Annotated in this window: 14 protein-coding genes; 6 read left to right on the top strand and 8 right to left on the bottom strand. The window is 47.1% G+C overall.

Annotated elements, in window-relative coordinates; all coding sequences use genetic code 11:
* Positions 1–4 precede the first annotated feature (4 nt).
* The gene (recN, locus tag ACESPU_RS05140) at positions 5–1,669 is read left to right on the top strand and encodes a DNA repair protein RecN (protein ID WP_057326450.1); all 1,665 of its coding nucleotides are present in this window, start codon (positions 5–7) and stop codon (positions 1,667–1,669) included.
* 75 nt (positions 1,670–1,744) lie between these two features.
* Positions 1,745–2,377: a hypothetical protein gene (locus ACESPU_RS05135; RefSeq protein WP_005857615.1), complete on the top strand. Its 633-nt coding sequence runs from the start codon at positions 1,745–1,747 to the stop codon at positions 2,375–2,377.
* On the opposite strand, the gene ACESPU_RS05130 is transcribed toward ACESPU_RS05135, so the two are convergent.
* From ACESPU_RS05130 to ACESPU_RS05110, 5 genes are read right to left on the bottom strand one after another with little or no spacing between them, the layout of a single operon-like run.
* Positions 2,374–3,153, bottom strand: coding sequence for a LytTR family DNA-binding domain-containing protein (locus ACESPU_RS05130; RefSeq protein WP_057326449.1), 780 nt, complete (start codon positions 3,151–3,153; stop codon positions 2,374–2,376). The genes ACESPU_RS05135 and ACESPU_RS05130 overlap by 4 nt on opposite strands.
* Positions 3,146–4,186 carry a sensor histidine kinase gene (locus ACESPU_RS05125; RefSeq protein WP_057326448.1) on the bottom strand — a complete coding sequence of 347 codons (1,041 nt, stop codon included), beginning with the start codon at positions 4,184–4,186 and terminating at the stop codon, positions 3,146–3,148. The genes ACESPU_RS05130 and ACESPU_RS05125 overlap by 8 nt, the downstream gene beginning before the upstream one ends.
* 3 nt (positions 4,187–4,189) lie before the next feature.
* Positions 4,190–5,500 carry a TolC family protein gene (locus ACESPU_RS05120; protein WP_044544955.1) on the bottom strand — a complete coding sequence of 437 codons (1,311 nt, stop codon included), beginning with the start codon at positions 5,498–5,500 and terminating at the stop codon, positions 4,190–4,192.
* Positions 5,501–5,509: 9 nt separating this feature from the next.
* Positions 5,510–8,551, bottom strand: a complete 3,042-nt coding sequence (locus ACESPU_RS05115; RefSeq protein WP_158532526.1) for an efflux RND transporter permease subunit — start codon at positions 8,549–8,551, stop codon at positions 5,510–5,512.
* Between the two features lie 5 nt (positions 8,552–8,556).
* Positions 8,557–9,597, bottom strand: coding sequence for an efflux RND transporter periplasmic adaptor subunit (locus ACESPU_RS05110; RefSeq protein ID WP_158532527.1), 1,041 nt, complete (start codon positions 9,595–9,597; stop codon positions 8,557–8,559).
* A gap of 283 nt (positions 9,598–9,880) precedes the next feature.
* On the opposite strand from ACESPU_RS05110, the gene ACESPU_RS05105 reads away from it, so the two are divergent.
* Genes ACESPU_RS05105 through ACESPU_RS05095 form a run of 3 tightly spaced genes read left to right on the top strand, consistent with a single transcriptional unit; the run spans position 9,881 to position 11,675 of the window.
* Positions 9,881–10,471 carry a thymidine kinase gene (locus ACESPU_RS05105; RefSeq protein WP_005857603.1) on the top strand — a complete coding sequence of 197 codons (591 nt, stop codon included), beginning with the start codon at positions 9,881–9,883 and terminating at the stop codon, positions 10,469–10,471.
* Between the two features lie 49 nt (positions 10,472–10,520).
* Positions 10,521–11,267 (top strand): 23S rRNA (guanosine(2251)-2'-O)-methyltransferase RlmB, encoded by a 747-nt coding sequence (gene rlmB / locus ACESPU_RS05100; RefSeq protein WP_036628747.1) that lies wholly within the window; start codon positions 10,521–10,523, stop codon positions 11,265–11,267.
* A gap of 27 nt (positions 11,268–11,294) precedes the next feature.
* Complete coding sequence (locus tag ACESPU_RS05095; RefSeq protein ID WP_005862903.1) at positions 11,295–11,675, top strand: RidA family protein; 381 nt, start codon at positions 11,295–11,297, stop codon at positions 11,673–11,675.
* 126 nt (positions 11,676–11,801) lie between these two features.
* On the opposite strand, the gene ACESPU_RS05090 is transcribed toward ACESPU_RS05095, so the two are convergent.
* Positions 11,802–13,652, bottom strand: a complete 1,851-nt coding sequence (locus ACESPU_RS05090; protein ID WP_122144226.1) for a YgiQ family radical SAM protein — start codon at positions 13,650–13,652, stop codon at positions 11,802–11,804.
* 154 nt (positions 13,653–13,806) lie between these two features.
* Between ACESPU_RS05090 and ACESPU_RS05085 the strand changes: the two genes are divergently transcribed.
* Positions 13,807–14,808: a malate dehydrogenase gene (locus tag ACESPU_RS05085; protein ID WP_005862899.1), complete on the top strand. Its 1,002-nt coding sequence runs from the start codon at positions 13,807–13,809 to the stop codon at positions 14,806–14,808.
* Between the two features lie 84 nt (positions 14,809–14,892).
* On the opposite strand, the gene ACESPU_RS05080 is transcribed toward ACESPU_RS05085, so the two are convergent.
* Both ACESPU_RS05080 and ACESPU_RS05075 read right to left on the bottom strand, forming a co-directional pair.
* A complete protein-coding gene (locus ACESPU_RS05080; RefSeq protein ID WP_087345009.1) occupies positions 14,893–16,047 on the bottom strand; it encodes a carboxymuconolactone decarboxylase family protein in 1,155 nt (384 codons plus the stop codon).
* Between the two features lie 198 nt (positions 16,048–16,245).
* Positions 16,246–18,738, bottom strand: coding sequence for a prolyl oligopeptidase family serine peptidase (locus ACESPU_RS05075; RefSeq protein ID WP_158532528.1), 2,493 nt, complete (start codon positions 18,736–18,738; stop codon positions 16,246–16,248).
* Positions 18,739–18,744: the final 6 nt, after the last annotated feature.

Genomic DNA, 18,744 nt, shown 5'->3' with positions numbered 1-18,744 from the left:
AGTTATGTTGAAATCCTTATTTATACAGAACTTTGTCTTGATAGACAATTTGGATATCCGCTTTGATAAAGGCTTCTCGGTGATAACGGGTGAGACCGGAGCGGGAAAATCTATTATATTAGGAGCCTTGTCATTGGTGCTGGGACAACGTGCGGATGGCAAGAGTATAAAGAAAGGTTCGGATAAATGTGTGATCGAGGCCGTATTTGATGTCTCAAAATATCAGTTGGAGCCTTTCTTCCTAAGTAACGATCTTGAGTACGATGCGGATAGCTGTATCTTGCGTCGGGAGCTTTATGCCTCCGGCAAATCCCGTGCCTTCGTCAATGATTCTCCGGTTTCCCTTACGATCTTAAAAGAGTTGGGAAGCCGCTTGATCGATATCCATTCGCAGCATCAGAACCTATTGTTGGGCGATAACCGTTTCCAGCTGAAAGTGATCGATGTAATGGCCGAAAATGAGATCTTGCTCATTCTTTATAAGAAGGAATTTACCCGTTATCAGGCGTTGCGAAGGGAACTGAAAGATTTGAGGGACAAAGCGGCTCAAAGCAAGCAGGAGGAAGACTATATCCGTTTTCAATTGGAACAATTGGACGAAGCCAACCTTCAACCGGATGAGCAGGATGAGTTGGAGCAAGAGCAAGAAACTCTCTCGCATGCGGAGGAGATCAAAAGCTCTTTATATAAGGTAACCGAACTCTTGGACGGCGAGGAGCAAGGAGCCATCCAAATACTCAAGGAAGCCCTTTCCACCGTGGATTCCTTAGAAAGATATTTCCCGAAAGCCAAGGAGATCTCCGAGCGAATCCGCTCGGCTTATATCGACTTGAATGATCTGGCTTCCGAGACAGACGTTTTAAAGGAAGATGTAGAGTTCAACCCGGAACGATTGGAATGGGTGAATGAACGCTTGAATATCCTTTATACACTTCAGCAAAAACACCGTGTCTCCACCGTGGATGAATTGATTGCTATACGGGATCAATACCAAGAGCAATTGCGTGCGATCGATTCTTTCGATGAGCAAATCGGTTTGTTAGAAAGTCAATTGGATGCCTCGTATAAAGAGTTGCTTCAACAAGCCTCCGTGCTTAGCGAGCAGCGTAAAGTCGCTTCCACGGCGATGGCCTCGCAATTGGTCAAGATGATTATTCCGTTGGGGATGCCGAATACCCGTTTCCGTGTGGACATCCTTCCTCGCAAAGAGCCGGAGAGCGATGGAATGGACGATATCCGATTTATGTTCTCCGCCAATAAGAGCGCGGAATTGCAGCCGGTAGCCCAAACCGCTTCCGGAGGTGAGATCTCCCGGTTGATGCTCTGCATTAAGGCTATGATTGCCGGGTTCACCGCTTTACCTACTATTATCTTTGATGAGGTAGATACGGGGGTATCGGGTGATATCGCCGATAAAATGGGGGATATCATGCAAGAACTTGGAACAAAGATGCAAGTTTTCGCTATCACCCACTTACCTCAGATAGCGGCGAAGGGGCAAGCTCATTATTTTGTTTATAAGAAGGATACCAAAGACCGTACGCTGACCCGTATCAAGCAATTAGAGGGGGAGGAACGTGTGAACGAGGTGGCCCGTATGTTGAGTGGGGCTTCGTTGACAGAGGCTTCTCTTGCCAATGCGAAAGATTTGTTGGGTATCAAGGATTAAACCTTTCTGAAGTAGGGCAGTCTTAGATAAAAGAACAAACGATTCGCTTTATTATTAACTTAAAATTGAAAAGACATGAAACGATTCAGCTTACTATGTGTGTTGGCTATATTGTGCAGTTTACCCGCTTACAGCCAGTTTTGGATCAGTTTTGGGTGGAATGAACCGCATTGTCAAAATTGTCTTTGGATGGAGCAAGCGATGCATTTGCCCGCTCGCCAAGCAGCGGAATACCATAAGATCATCCATAAGTACGGACAGAAAATAGAGAAGGAGGCCCGCCGTGACTATCGGTATTGGGACCGTGCGGCCCGCCGTATTTACGATTTGCGTATGGAAAGGGATCGTAAGATCCAACGTATATTGACTCCGGCCCAGTTCAATCTATATGTCCGTTTTGTAAGGGAGCATCCGCAACGTATCCATGATTATCGGGGATGGTATGCGAATCCGAGATATCCGGATCGCCGCCCGTCCCATGACTGCCGTCGCTATGAGGATAACTATTGGAATTACCGCTGGGGTACCATTCACCATGACAATCATTGGAGAGACGACCGGCATGACTCAGATAGACATTGGGATCGTGACAATCATCGTCATGACTATCGGAAACCAGCGAAACCGGATAAGCCCAAACCTAAAAAGAATAAGAAGGATCGGGACGATAGAAAAGAACGGTATTATAGCAATGGGCGAAAGGTCTAATAATTCAACCATAGCTTGAAAGAGGCCCATTTTTCTTTGCTGACCAATATTCTCTCTTTATGTTCCGGCTTTATGTGGACAATGACCTTATTCTGAAAATAGGGCTCTATTTTCACGATGGATTCGATATTTATGATCGTCTGCCGGTTCGTCCGGAAAAATTTATCGGGATCTAATTGTTCCATGAGTTTATCCAGCGGGAAATCGATTATGTACTCCTTTTTTTGGCGTGTGACAGCGAAGGTGATCTTGTTTAATGAATAAAAGTAGGCGATATCCTCCACCTGTAAAGTGATCAGTTTCTCGTTGCCGGAAATAAGGAAACGGGTCCTGTATTTCTTGCCGGGATACGTGAGGGAATGGAGTACTTCCAATAAATCATTTTGCTCTAAGAGCTTCTGGTTGTACTTAGACGTGACATGCTCGAATTTCTGGATGGCTTCCTCCAATCTCTCTTGTCGTATCGGTTTGAGTAGATAATCAATACTGTTTACCGTAAAGGCTCGGACCGCATATTCATCGTAAGCGGTCGTAAAGATAATGAGACTTGTAGGACAAACCTGTTCTATAAATAAAAAAGAATTTCCATCCGACAACTGGATATCCAGAAAAACGATATCCGGATGCGGATGGGAAGCGAACCAAGCCACGGATGATTCGATGCTTCCGGGTATCTTGATGATATCCCATTGCGGGCGTAATTTCTTTATCATACCTTCCAGTAACCGGGCGGCCGGTTTCTCATCTTCGATAATGGCTACTTGAATATTATTCATAAATAAGTGGGATTGATACGGTGAATTGGTGATCATTTTTACGGATTTGGATATCCTGCTTACATAGTAATTGATAACGCTCCGACAAATTCTTTAATCCTTTACCGGATGCGTTTGAGACTTTTTTAGGTCGTAATGTATTGCTGACGCATAGATATCGACCGTTCTTTTCAGTATATACTCGTATGGTCATCGGGTTAAAATCGTCGATATAATTATGTTTCACGACATTCTCGGCAAGTAGTTGCAGTGTCAGTGGGGGCAATTGATGGTCAATGACGTTGTCGGGAAGATCGCATTCCAACGACAAACAATCTCCCAGCCGGACTTGATGGAGGAATATATAGGAATCCAGAAAATCAAGCTCCTCTTTTAAAGAGACGATCTGGCACTGTTGCTGGCGGAGCACGTAACGGTATACCTCGGATAGATGCTGCGTAAACTTGACCGCCGTAGATGGATCATACTCTATCTCCGCTATCAATGTATTCAAGCTATTAAACAGGAAATGAGGATTTAGCTGGCTTTGGAGAGCGGTATATTTAGCTTGTATAGATTCTGCTTCCAATCTTTGTTTCTCCTTATATAAATTCAATGTATAACGCATCGAATAATTAATCAAGAGAAGGCTGAAAATGATCATCTCCACGAACCAGACGGCTATTACTAAACCGGCCCCTTTTGCCCGGATCACGAAAGGATCGCCAATGCTTGTGATCCATTTCAACGAGATAAACAGGGTACAATTCATAAGTAGCAATAGGATCGCTACCAGCAGATAATGCCATAACATCCGGCTCTTATCGATATAATACAATGGGTAATTGGTAGCCATCCAATTACTGCTGACCAGTAAACTGAAACCGAACAGGTTGAATACCGCTATCGTGATGGACAAAGCGATCAATGAAATTTTTATATCGGGGATGCGCTCTTGTAGCTCCGTATGATATAACAGCAAGAAATAGGAAAAGACCCCTAATGCCGAAAACAAAAGGATACATGCCGATTTCCCGTATGATATTTCTTTCATGACCTATTCTTTTTCGCGAAGATAATAAATTGCCCGTTCGAAATCCGTCTTCGCCATCTGTGCGTTTAGTTTGGATTGTATATAATTAACCTGAGCTTGCTGATGATATAGTTGAGCGTTGATAACCTCGACGATGGAAACATTCCCCTCCTTATAACGCTCCATGGCCATTTGTTCACTTTCGGATGCTTTTGATAATGAACTCTCGGTTAGTTTGACTTTATCGATAGCTTGCTTATAGTTGTAATGGGCGGTTTGTATTTCCAGCCGGATCTTATCTTGCGCCTTGCTGAGATTCTGTTGAGCCATATTGATGGCGTACGAGGAAGCGTTGCGGGTACTCTTACGTTTTCCCCATTCGAAGAGCGGGATACTGAACTTGGCGTAGATCGCATAGTTCGGATCTAGGTCGGATTTGAAGTTATAGCCCGGTGAGGAATAACTTCCATCTACTCCAATATGGAATTGGGGTAAGAAACGGGCATCTGCTATTTTCCGGGATGATTCCTGTAACTCGATCTTGTTTTGGGCGATCCGGTATTCCGGCCTGCTGGTTATCGCGTTATCTATCTCATCCGATAAAGGGATAAATTGTTTGAGGGCGATTACGGAATGATCGATCGGCAAGGTATCGCTCGGGTTTACACCAGCGAAAGAATTAAGGGCTAAACGTGCGATCTCGGCGTTATCACGAGTTTGCAATAACTGGAAATCTGCGTCGTTTAGTTTTACCTCCGCCATAAGAAGGTCGTTTCGATCGATATATTCGACTTCTACCCGGTGGCGTACGACCTCTACCAGTTGCTGTATAGATGTACGAAATGCCTGTGCCTCGAAAACCAGCTCGTGTTGGGCTACTGCGTTCCAATAGTAGATATCGGCGTCGTGTAGGGTATTGCTTTTTATACGATTGGATTCATTGGATGCCAACTCTTTTTCCTTCCGTGCTTTTTGGTAGTTGGCACGAATGCCGCCTCCGGTATAAATCGGTTGTGATAGGGAGAGAGTCGCCCCATATTTCAGATCTTTACCTTGAAAATAAAGGGGGGAACTCATAGATGGCAAATCAATCGATAATTCTAGCGGATTACCGGTATAATTGAAATTACCTCCCGCCGAGAGTTTCGGTTTGAAATCCGCACGGGCCGATTTTATCATTTCCTGTTTCATGGCCTCGTTGTATCCCGCTGCTTTCAAGTCTTGGTTGTATTCCAAGACTTTTTCCCTATATTGCGCTTGATAATCGCTGTTTTGTGCGATTAACGGGAAGGATAGGAAGGATAAGAGACCGCTGATAATATATACTTTGTCCATTTTTATCGTTTATTTGTGAGGTGAATGAATCCGGTAAAACAATGCGTATAACGTCGGGGTTACGAATAACGTAAGTAAGGTGGCGAAGGTGAGTCCGAAGATAATAGTCGCCGCCATTCCACCGAACGCTACGTCGAAAAGTAAAGGCACCATTCCTAGAATAGTCGTGGTAGCCGCCATCAAGACCGGGCGAGTCCTTGAGATGGTTGCCTCTATGATCGAGTCGTATGGAGAGATACCGTTACGACGTTGCGTGTTAATCTCGTCTAATAATACGATTACGTTTTTGATAATCATACCCAAGAGTCCCAACCATCCGGCGATCGGGAAAAAGCCGAAATCGAACCCGGTAAGTAACATACCGATCGCTACCCCGATTAAGGAGAGAGGGAGCACGCAAAGGATGATTATCGGTTGACGGAAATTGGAGAATAAAGCGACCAATATAACAACCAACATCAAGAAAGCCAACGGGAAGAATTTGACAAGGGCTTGCAATCCCTCTGTCTGGTCTTTGTATTGTGAATCCCAGAAGAAGCTATATCCTTGGGGCAGGTTCATTTTCTCGATCTCTTCCCGAATCTCACCGTGTACCTCAGACATGGTGTAACCGTTTTTCACGCCACACATCGCTGCCATAGACAATTGTCGGTTGTAGGTTTTGATCTGCGGATATTCCCATGTAGAGGTTACTTGTTGGGTTACTTGCGACAAAGGAGCGGATTTCTCTCCATTCCAGACCGAGAAATCGCCTAATGAATGGGGATCATTGATTCCGCTCGTCTCCGATTTCAATAAGACCGGGACTTTCTTTTCCTCATCCCGGTAAATCCCGATAACCGCACCTTCCTCGATGGATTTGACGGATTCCATCAAATTGGCCTTGGTGATACCTAAGGAACTGGCTTTTACCGGATCATATACCGGGCGTATCATATAGGTCATATTACCCCATTCATTCCGGGCATCGGCTACTTTCGGGTTCCTTCGCATAATGTCGATAGCTACTCCAGCCAAAGAGTCCAATATCGCCGGGTCCGGTCCGAGGAAACGGGCTTCTATCAAGGCTTCCGTAAGCGGGCTTAACTCAAACTTGTTCACCTTGATGAGCGGTTCCGGATATTTTAAGCGAATAGAGTCTTGTAGCAAGGCATGCAATTCCCGGGCCTCTCCGGATGTCTTACATTTTACCAATAATTGGGCATAGTTTGGTTGGGGACCGAAGCTAACGTTCGATAGATAATAACGGGGCGGTGTCCGTCCGATATAAGAGGAAACCATTTCCGTCTGCGAATATTCTTGGATGGATTCGGCCATATCAGTAGCGTATCGATCAGTTTCCTCGATGGCTGTACCTTCCGGTAGCCACATATCTAAAGTGAAATACTGCTTATCGAGCGAGGGCACGAACACTTTCGGGATAAACAGGAAACTCCATGCGGAGATAACCAATAGAACGGTTAAGATACCTACTGTAGCGTATCGGTATTTGATGACAAGGCGTAGGGAAGACCGAAAATAATCATAGTATTTTCCGGAGAATAATTCCCCTGTTAACTCGTCCGGTCTGGGGCGCCGTACAAACTCTTGGATGAAGAGTGGGGTTTGCGTAAGCGCGAACACCCAGCTGAACATCAAGGATACTCCGATCACGATCACTAAGGATGAAAGTAATTCGCCCGTGATATGCGGTGAATAGTAAATGGGCAAGAACGTGAGGATCGCGATAGCCGTAGCCGCCAGTAGAGGCAGGGCGGTGGATGAGCAAGCCCTCATGATCGCGATACGTTTGCGCATGCCTCGTTGCATATTTACCAAGGCAGAGTCCGATACTACGATGGCGTTATCTACCAACATACCCATCGCGATGATGATAGCGGCAAGAGACATTCGTTGCAAGGCGATCCCGTTGGCGAACATGACAATTAAAGTGGCGAAGATGGAGAAAACCAATCCGCTACCGATCAAAAGGCCGTTTTTGAAACCGATAAAGAACAATAAGATTGCTACTACGGTCACGACGGAGATGATCAAGTTCAAGATAAATCCTTGGTTGGCCACGGCAGACTCATATCCTTGGTCGTATATGGAGGTGAGCTCAAAACCCTTGGGCATGGTCTCCGAAAATGATTGAATACGCTTTTTCACGGCCTTGGCCATATCGACCACGTTCCCGGTCGGTATGGTAGAGATAGCGATACCGACCGCTTGCTTGTTATTGATGCGCATGAAGTTTTGGGGCGGAGTCTGGTAACCCTCTTCGATACGGGCGATATCGCCTAGCCGGAAATGCTCGCCGGAATGAGATACGATCGTAAGGTTACGGATATCATCCAAGGAGTAAAAATTACCGGTGGATTCGATACGTATGCGAGTCTCCCCGTTGCGAATACTCCCGGCGTCTACCACTTTATTCTGTCCGTCGAACGCCCGTTTGATATCAGCTGTCGTAATACCCCGATTGGATAAGATCGTGGGGTTTATCCGGATATCGATTACGGGAGTTTGTATGCCGTAGATCTCTACCTTTGCCACGTCTTTTACTTTCAGTAAATCGTCTTTGATCAGTTTGGCTTGATCCTCCAGTTCCCGATAGGTATAAGATTCTCCGGTCAATCCGTAGAAAACACCCAATACATCGCCAAAATCATCATTGACGATGGAGGTTCCCGCTCCGGAAGGTAATTTGCCTTGTACGTCGTTTACCTTTCGGCGTAGTTTATCCCATAACTGCTGCATCTCGTCGGCCCGGATTTCCTTTTTCACGTAGACCGTGATCTTGGAAAGTCCAGCCCGGTTCTCTGTCTTCAGATAGTATAACTCGCCTAAGGATTGAATGGCTTCTTCCAGCACATCCGTCACTTGGGACTGAACTTCCGAGGGGGAGGCGCCGGGATAAGGGGTAAGTACCAAGGCTTGCTTGATCGTAAACGGGGCATCTTCCAGTTTTCCCATCTTTGCGTAAGAGAACAGTCCCCCTGCCAAGATCAGGACTAGCAGGAGCCATGTAACCGCTTTGTTTTTCAGGAAATATTTGATGAATTTTTGCATCTTACTTATTTTTGGATGGTTACGGTACTATTTTCGGAAAGGAAACGTTGCCTTGTCAATACGACAAGGTCATTTTCCGTGATTCCTTCCACGATCTCTATCTGGTTATTTCTTTGCTCACCGAGTTTGACGGGAACGGAGTTTACCTTGTCTCCTTTGACCACCCATACATAATCTCCTTTTTGGGGGCGATGGCAGATAGCCGTTAAGGGAAGCCATAGATTTTGAGACCGCTCTTCTTTGGGTAGGTCGATCGAGAGGATTCCACTCATTCCACCCAGCCATTCCATATCTGGATTAGGGACAATGGCAGTCAGCAGATAAGAGAGGTTATTGTTTGTCGTACTTTTAGACACATATAAATCGGAAGGGGTGATTGTCCGTTCGGGAGCCGTATCGAAATGGATTCCTATTTGACATAGCTTCTGTTTTTCTTTATCATATAAGTGTAAGGCGACTTCCTCTGGTATATAGGTCTCGATCTTGAGCCTGTCCAGTTCTATGAAGGTAAGGATTGGCTCGGTCGCTTTCACGTTTTGGAAAGGTTCGATATGGATATTTTGGATATATCCGTCGTAAGGGGCGGACAGATGGGTATCGCTTAGGGCGTTGACGGCGGTCTCGTAATTGGATTTGGCAACAAGGAAATCCGCTTTCGCCTTCTCATAATTACTTCCGGAGATGTTATTCTTTTTGTAAAGGGCCTCGATCCGTTTATACTCTTGGTTGGTTTGCGAATAGAGCGCCTCTGTTTGCTGCTTGCGAATCAAGAAGTCACGGTTATCGATCGAGAGGATCGTGCTGCCTTTGGAGAACGCTTGTCCGGGCCGTAAGTCGAAATTCAAGACGGGGCCATTGATGCGGAAAGATAGGACCGTCTCATTGTAGGGCCTTGATAAAAAGGTGTATTCACGACTTCTGCCGATCTCTGTCTTTTTTATTGGAGAGATCACCTCGACAGGTAAGTTCGTGCCTTCGGACTTTGTGTTCTTTTGGCATGCCGATAAAAGGATGCCCAGAAGCAGGATGTATGAAATTCTTCTCATAAGATATACCTAGTTATTTGTTACCGGGCAAAAATAGAGGCAATGGATGAAGGAATAAGGCGGATTTTTACTGAACCGGAAGATACCGTCGCTCAACTGGAAAATAGACCAGCCCAACCTTAATTTATAACGAGGCGGACGATGGATGCCTTACACCGTGTATCACTATAGGCAGTGCCCACTGCAACGCCTGTGCAGTGACAATTAGAACCGGTGATACGGTGAGTAAACTTCCGCGGTTCCGCTTTTTTATGTACTTTTGCCGGCAAAAAAGGAGAAAGTAATGACATTGCCTTCAGAAGAACATATATTCCAGTATCCGGGACAAGGGCGGATCGAGGTGATTTGCGGTTCCATGTTTTCCGGTAAGACGGAGGAGCTTATCCGCCGTTTGAAACGGGCTAAATTCGCCAAGCAGCGGGTGGAGATTTTCAAGCCTGCGATCGATACCCGTTATTCGCAGGATAACGTGGTCTCGCACGATAGTAATTCGATTCCTTCTACTCCGGTGGATTCTTCCTCCAGTATCCTATTGTTCACTTCCGAGATCGATGTGGTGGGGATAGACGAGGCCCAGTTTTTCGATGAGGGATTGGTAAACGTGTGCAATCAATTGGCCGCTAACGGTATCCGGGTGATCGTGGCTGGGTTGGACATGGACTATAAGGGAGTTCCTTTCGGTCCTATGCCGGAGCTATGCGCTATCGCCGATGAGGTGACGAAAGTGCATGCCATCTGCGTGAAATGCGGACGTTTGGCTTACGTATCCCATCGTATCGTGGGAAATGATAAACGGGTCTTCTTAGGGGAACAATCCGAATACGAGCCTTTATGCCGGGAATGCTATGCGAAGGCTGAAGGTTTGAAGAATTGATTATTTATCCCTACATTTGTGAAATTAATAGTTTTGCGTTATATAAAGTATGAAAGAAAACGAGATGGTGTTCGGCATTCGTGCCGTGATTGAGGCTATACAGGCTGATAAGGAGGTAGATAAGATCCTTGTGAAAAGGGATTTACAAGGGGATCTATCCAAAGAGTTATTTGAGGTACTGAGAGGCCGTGAGATACCGGTACAACGTGTTCCGGCTGAACGCTTGGATCGTTTGACTCGAAAGAATCATCAGGGGGTGATCGCTTTTATGTCGGCGGTTACCTACCAGAGCTTGGAAGATATCATTCCTTTTGTGTATGAGCAAGGAAAAGATCCTTTCATCGTATTGCTGGATGGGGTTACGGACGTGCGTAATTTCGGCGCTATTGCCCGTACCTGCGAGTGTGCGGGAGTCGATGCGATCGTGATTCCGGCAAAAGGAAGCGTTTCGGTAAACGCCGATGCGATCAAGACCTCTGCCGGCGCCTTGCATGTATTGCCGGTTTGTAAGGAGAAGAGTATCAACCAAGCGATCCGTTTCTTGCAGCAAAGCGGGGTGAAGGTATTTGCCGCCAGCGAGAAAGCGGCGGAGAATTATACGGCGGTGAAGTATGAAGGACCGGTAGCGATCGTGATGGGAGCGGAGGATACGGGTGTGTCTCAGGAGAACTTGCGCATCTGCGATAATATGGTAAAGATTCCGCAATTCGGAACGATCGGCTCCTTGAATGTATCTGTAGCCACTTCCATTCTGGTGTACGAAGTGGTTCGCCAACGTATGAACGAGCAACAATAATAATATGTATATAAACTAAAGAAGAAAATGAAGAAAGTTATCGCTACAAAAAACGCTCCCGCCGCTATCGGTCCGTATAGCCAAGCGGTGCAAGTAGGCAATATGCTGTTCGCTTCCGGACAGCTGGGTATCGATCCTGCTACGGGACTTTTCGTTGAGGGATCCGTAAAGGAACAAACCGCCCAAGCGTTCAAGAATGTTCACGCTATCTTGGCAGAGGCAGGTTATAGCATCAATGATGTCGTAAAAACAACCGTATTTTTAGCGGATATGGGCGACTTCGCCGTTATGAACGAGGTATACGCCTCTCAGTTCGAAGGTGCGTTTCCCGCACGTTCGGCGGTAGCCGTTAAGACACTGCCGAAGAATGGTTTGGTAGAGATCGAGGTGATCGCCGTGAAAGAATAATCATAAGGAATAACGAGAGTAGTCTCATCACTTGTCGAGACTACTCTCGTTATCCATCAAGACTACTCCCGTGATACGATGCGACTACTCTCGTAATTCATCGATACAGCTAATCTCAAAAGCCTATTATCTTCTTTTTCTGGGAGCGGGATTCATGTCACCCCTCTGTCCGAATAATTTCTCAATCAAATCCTTTCGTCCCATCTTTTGCAATACTTGCATGATCTGACGGCGTGACTCGGGTTTATACCAGAAGAAGAACTGGCGTTGTGCCAACTTTTGTTCTTTTGAGCGGGCCGTATATACTTTCTCCAACGTATAAGGATGATATCCGGTATAATACATCTCCGTAGCCAATGTCATCGGCGTAGGCGTGAAGTCTTGTACTTGCTCCAACTGGAAATGCAAGCTCTTGGTGATCACTGCCAGTTCCGCCATATCCGCCTCGGTACATCCCGGATGGCTGGAAATGAAATAGGGGATGAGTTGCTGGTTCAACCCGTATTGCCGGTTTACCTTATCGAATATCTTCTTGAACTGTCCGAATTGCGAGAAAGACGGTTTACGCATTTGTTTCAACACCTCGTCTTGCGTATGCTCCGGGGCCACTTTCAAACGGCCGGATACGTGGCGGGCGATTAATTCCTCGGTATAGGTTTGAGCTGCCTTGTTTAAAGACTCATCCGCATAACGGTGCAATAAGAGGTCATAGCGTACGCCGCTTCCGATAAACGATTTCTTGATCCCGGGAAGTCTATCTACCGCTTTGTAGATATCCAGTAGCGGCGTATGGTCCGCGTTCAAGTTCTTGCAAACGACGGGGGAGATGCAAGACGGTTTCTTGCATTTGGCGCAAATCCGCTCATCTTTCCCCTTCATACGGTACATATTGGCGGAAGGGCCTCCCAAATCGCTTAGATATCCCTTGAAATCCGGCATTTCGGTAATCGCTTTCACTTCCTTCAAGATCGATTCCTTGCTTCGGGAGGCGATGAACTTCCCTTGATGCGCCGATATGGTACAGAACGCACATCCTCCGAAACAACCCCGGTGGATATTCACCGAGAACTTGATCATCTCGAAAGCCGGTATCACTTTCCCTTTATATTTGGGATGCGGCAAGCGGGTGTAGGGAAGGTCGTAGGAGGCATCTATCTCCGCTTCCGTCATTGGAGGGAAGGGAGGATTCACCACAATCACTTGCTTTCCTACCTTTTGCAAGATACGTGAGGCATTGTATTTGTTGGATTCCTCTTCGATATACCGGAAATTCTTCGCTTGTTTCAATTTATCTTTTAGGCATTCCTCGTGTGAGAAGAGCACGATATCATCGTCTTTCGCATCCTCTTTGTCTGCCAGATAAACCGTTTGGCGGATGTCCTTGATCTCGTTGAAAGGAATGCCGGACTTTAGGCGGCGCACCAACTCCTTGATAGGCTTCTCGCCCATGCCGTAAATCAATAAATCGGCCGGGCTACTGGCAAGGATTCCCGGTAATAGCTTATCTTGCCAATAATCGTAATGCGTAAGCCGGCGTAATGAGGCCTCGATGCTACCCAATACGACGGGGACATCCGGATACAATTCTTTCAGTATTTTAGTATAGACAATGCTCGGATAATCCGGGCGCATTCCCGGACGTTGGTCCGGCGTATAGGCGTCGTCGCTGCGTAATCGCTTATTGGCAGTATAATGGTTGATCATTGAATCCATGGCACCGGCGGATACACCGAAGAAAAGCCGGGGAACGCCGAGCTTCTTGAAATCCCGGTAATCTCCCCGCCAATCCGGTTGCGGTACGATCGCTACCCGTAATCCTTCCGCTTCCAATACACGACCGATCACGGCCGCCCCGAAAGAGGGGTGATCCACATAGGCGTCTCCCGAGAAAAGGATCACGTCGAGGTAATCCCATCCCCGTGCCTCGACTTCTTTCTTCGTTGTGGGCAACCAATTGTCTAGTTTAAATGTTTTCATAATGCAAAGGTACGTGATAATCTTGGAATAATCATAGAGACGCTATTCATAACTTTTATTTATGGGGGATTCGTTTTTATGATTAGGACAAGAGTTCTCAATCTCGTATCTTTGTGTCGAAAAGAAAAATAAACATTTAAAAACAAGGTTTCTTATGAAAACACTCACAGACGAGAAGCTGACGATTGTCGGCGCAGCAGGTATGATCGGTTCTAATATGGCACAGACCGCTATTATGATGGGACTAACTTCCAACATTTGTTTGTACGACCCTTACGCACCGGGTTTGGAGGGAGTTGCCGAGGAATTATTCCATTGTGGTTTCGAGGGTGTAAACATCACTTTTACCTCAGACATCAAGGAGGCTTTGACTGGCGCTAAATATATCGTTAACTCCGGTGGTGCCGCAAGAAAGGCAGGTATGACCCGTGAGGATCTCCTAAAAGGAAACGCCGCTATCGCCGAGGAGTTCGGCAAGAACGTAAAGGCTTATTGCCCGGACGTAAAGCATATCGTGGTTATCTTTAACCCGGCGGATATTACCGGTTTGATTACCTTATTGTATTCCGGCTTGAAACCTTCTCAGGTTACGACGTTGGCCGCATTGGATTCTACTCGTTTACGCAGTGAGTTGGCAAAACATTTCGGTATCTCTATGGATCAGGTTGAGAATTGCCGTACGTATGGTGGCCATGGCGAGCAAATGGCTGTTTTCGCCTCTACCGCTAAAGTGGATGGTAAACCTTTAACTGAGCTTATCGGTACGGATGCCTTGACGAAAGATCAATGGGCGGAGATACAGACAAAGGTTACGAAGGGTGGCGCGAACATTATCGCCTTGCGTGGCCGTTCTTCCTTCCAAAGCCCGTCGTATGTATCTATCGAGATGATCGCTGCGGCAATGGGTGGTAAACCGTTCCGTTGGCCGGCTGGCGCTTATGTATCAAACGGTAAGTTCGATCATATCATGATGGCTTGGGAGACCTCGATTACGAAAGACGGCGTAACGTTGAAAGAGGTGCATGGTACACCGGAAGAAGAGGCTGCCTTGGAGAAGAGCTACAAGCACCTTTGCGCTTTACGTGACGAGGTGATCGCTATGGGCGTGCTTCCCGCTATTTCCGAATGGCATAAATTGAATCCGAATATCAAATGATCGAATAACAAGTAATTTAGATTTTCATGGATATATGGAATCCCCGCTTAGATGGCTTCGTGCCGGAAAGCGGGGATTCTTGTTTTATTTTATCTTTAGTCCGGGGATCAGGGGCGTGCTATCTACCAGTTCCAACTCTTGCACCATCTGTAATGTTCCTTGTTTGTATTTCTGGAAATGGGGCGTTTGGATATGGCTTTTATAAGCGTCTTGATCCGCGTAAATCTCTAGGATGGTTACTTTATGCGGATCTTCTTTCTCCGATACGGCATACAGTGTAAGAACACCCGGCTCTAGACGCATGGAAGCCTCGATCTCTTCTTTCAGAAAGGCGTTATAACGTTCCAACTGGGCGGGATCGACCGTGATCTTGGATAGGCGGACTAAGTTCTTCTCAGGGGCGGGCTGAGAGGACTCCTTAATGATCTTCAACGCTTTGATAGCGGAAGGGAAGCCGATATAAGGAAGACATTGTATAACCGCCGCCGTTAAGGTCTCCTTGCTATTGCCGGCCAGTAAGTTCCCTTCGAGATGCGAGTGTAGTTGGCTTTCGGCTTCAAGGGTCGTTAGTATGCAATAAGCCAGTAACTCCCGGGTTTTGAGGTCTAGCCCGTTGCGAGTATAGATATCTCCGAAGCAGAATTCGGTGAGGAATCGCTCTACTTCCGGACCCATATTTCCCGGGACGTTCCTCATGGCCTCTTTGATTCCCTCGCCGTAAAGCCGGCTTTGTATGGCTTGTCCTTTCTCGTGGCGATCTTCTTCCGTAACGGTAGCTTGTCTCTCCAGAGGCAAAGCGATGCCTTGTTGCTTAAAGACTTCATTGATGGTATTTAAGGCATTCAATGTCTTCGGGAAACCGATGAACGGGGCACATAGATATATTGCCTCCCGTAGCTCGATGGGAGTGACGCCTACGTTTAGCGCCGCTTTGGCGTGGGCGTTCAGTTGGGGCAAGGTTTGCATCGTGGCTAATATGGTGCAAGTGATAAGCTCCCGGGTCTTTTTATCAAGATCTCCTGTGCGGAATACCTCCCCGAAGATGAATTTCTGGAGAATGTCCATCATTTCCGGATCTGTTCCTTGTCCGGTCAATGCCTCGCCTCCGAATAGCTCGGTGTAATTCTTTTTACAGCGTTCGATTCTGTCCATATTTTGTTCTGTTTTAGAAGTTGGGATATCTTGTGCGAAGGCTGGTATGAAGCCTAGCAGGAAGAGTGCGATTGCTTTTGTTTTCATGAGGATATCGTTATTGTTTGACATCACAAAGATATTCGGATTTATCTCAAGTATATGTATATATATTACGGATCTTTGTATCAAAATTACCGTTCGTAAACGGAGCTGATCCGGATGACAGCCGGGGTTGAGCAAACGAATAAAGCGCCTGCGATTCCCTTGCGGGAGACACAGACGCTTTCGTTCAAATAAATATTCTTATAAAGTACGATCCGGATATAAGGCTTTCCACCATTCCGGCTCGTCTTTCAGCCATTTGGCGAACCATGCGTAGATGGTATTTTGCCAGCCTATACGTTTCTGATAGCCTACGATACCATGATTCTCGCCATCCACCTGCACGAATTCCACGGTTTTCCCTAGGATCTTCAAGGCGGCGAACATCTGGATACTTTCCCCGATGGGTACGTTCGTATCGGCGTTGCCGTGAAGCAACAGGAGCGGGGTCTTGATCTTATCGGCGTTGAACAACGGGCTTTGCTTGGTAAAGAACTCCGGGGCGTTCCAAGGATAAGTCCCGGCATTCGCTACGGAGCAATAGCCATATCCCCAATAACCTTCTCCCCAATAGCTACTCAATGCGCTAATACCGGCATGGCTGATAGCGGCGGCGAAAATGTCCGTACGGGTTTGTAGGTATTGTGTCATGAATCCGCCGTAGCTGGCACCGATGCAACCGATCTTCTTCTCGTTCACGAAAGAATGCTCCTTGCAGAACAGCTTGGTACCTTGGATGATCTCATCGGCGGTCTTCAGGCCCCATGCGTTCACGTGGCGGGCGGCGAATTCCTGTCCGAAGCCCGTCGTTCCGCTAGGGTTCAAGGTGTAGATCACGTATCCGAGAGCGGCGTACATATGCATGGAATAACGCATCTCCAGCGCACGGTTCGTCGGGGAAGTACCGCCATAGTAATAAACGATCATCGGATATTTCTTATTCGGATCGAAATGAGGCGGTAGGTAATAACGACCTTGGATCGTCGTACCGTCATCCGACTTGAAGTTCCAGTCGTGTACCTCGCCTAAGGCGATATCTTTTAATTTATCTTGCGAGAGATCATACACCAAGCGGTTCTTTCCACCTTTCAGGTCGTAAGCGTAAAGGCGGTTGGCGTTGGACGCGCTCTGTCCGTAATAGAAGAGAACCGGAGCGTTGTCGGCCAACGCATACGACATGATAATATCCTCGGAGGCGGCTACTTGCTTGATCTTCCCGTTTGCCGGGTCGCACGTATAAATCCGTTGGTAATCCTCATCCTCACAGAGGATATAGATTTGCCCGTTGAAGCGGTTCCATACGGCATCGATCACGTTCGGATTGAAATCCTTGGTGAGAGGGGAGGCTTTACGGCTTGCCAGATCGTATAGGAATAACTGCCCGTCGTACGAGTTGGAGATCTGTCCTTGCTTGATATTTCGTCCGATTCCGTCGAAAGCGTCGCCTGCCCCAGCTACCAATAACTGTTTACCGTCGGGCGAGAAGGCGGCTTGGTTTACGTACGGGGCTTTCTCCCAGATCGTATCGATCGCCATGGTCTGCAAATCCAATTTATAAAGGGAGTTGCGGGAGTGCGGCAAGGAGGTGTACACCCGGTCGCTGGTGCTGAACAATAGATAGCGGCTATCAGCGCTGATATCATTGATATAAGTGTCCGTATGCCCGAAAGTAAGTTGCTCGTACAAACCTGTTTTTAAGTCATACCGCCAGATAAAGGAGCGGTCACGGAAACCCGGGATACGGTCTGCCGGCTCTAATACACGGATCAAGTCCGTCCCTTCCTTGGGACCTTCCTCTTCTACGGTATAGAGAAGCGTGGACTCATCGGGGGTGAATACGAACCGCCCTTTCGGAAGGTTCGGGACTAATACCGTTTGTTGGTAGGTAGACGGATCTACGGTTACCAACTCCGTACCGTCCAGACCGGTGCGGGTGTAATACAATCGATTGCTTTTAGGCATCCATTTGGCGGTTGTCAAGAAACCTCCGTCTTGCAATAAGACCCGTCCCGTAGCGGCATCCATCAATTGCCCGTACGATTCGCTCTTGCCCTCCGGGTATCGATTGACGTATTTTACCAAGGCATACTTCCCGTTCGGGGAGACACTTACGCCTTGGAAATCCTTTCCTTCTAGGATATTCAGAAGGGTGTAGCGTTTCTCCGGGTTCAAGGAAGCTACGACTTTCGCTTCCGCCTCGCTCTTGAAGGTAGCCTTTAGGCTGGGAGGACAAGTGTCTGTTTCCGCTGTCAGGTATTTAACGACTACTTGATAGCGGCGGGGTTCCATCACCAACTCGGAAGAGGCTCCGACTGGTTTATCATTGACGAATACTTCGAACGCCCCGGGACCCGATATATCGAGCGTGCCTTTTACGTACCGGTCGCTGTTCAAGAAGAAAGAGAATAGATGCAAGGCATATCCCTTTTGCGGGGCGGCGAAGGTGATCGCGCCTGCCGTGTCAGCGTCGAGTACCGTGGCGTTCGCAAGCGTTTGCTCGAACGGTAAGGTCGCTTTTAATAGATTCTTCGCCTCGAAAGGCTTGCCGTTTACGTTGAGGCTGTCCGCTAGGATCGGCTTGTTGACCGTGAACGGGCCTGCGTGCTGGAATTGCGTTACTTTCACGTCTTCCATGGCGTAAAGCGAAAGGGCGGAAAGAAGCAATGCCGGAATTAAGTTAGTTTTTCTGTTCATATATAA

The sequence above is a fragment of the Parabacteroides sp. 20_3 genome (assembly GCF_964238835.1).
Classification (GTDB): Bacteria; Bacteroidota; Bacteroidia; order Bacteroidales; family Tannerellaceae; genus Parabacteroides; species Parabacteroides distasonis.
Note: the sequence above shows the minus strand (reverse complement) of the source record. Positions and strands in the feature narration are given on the sequence as shown.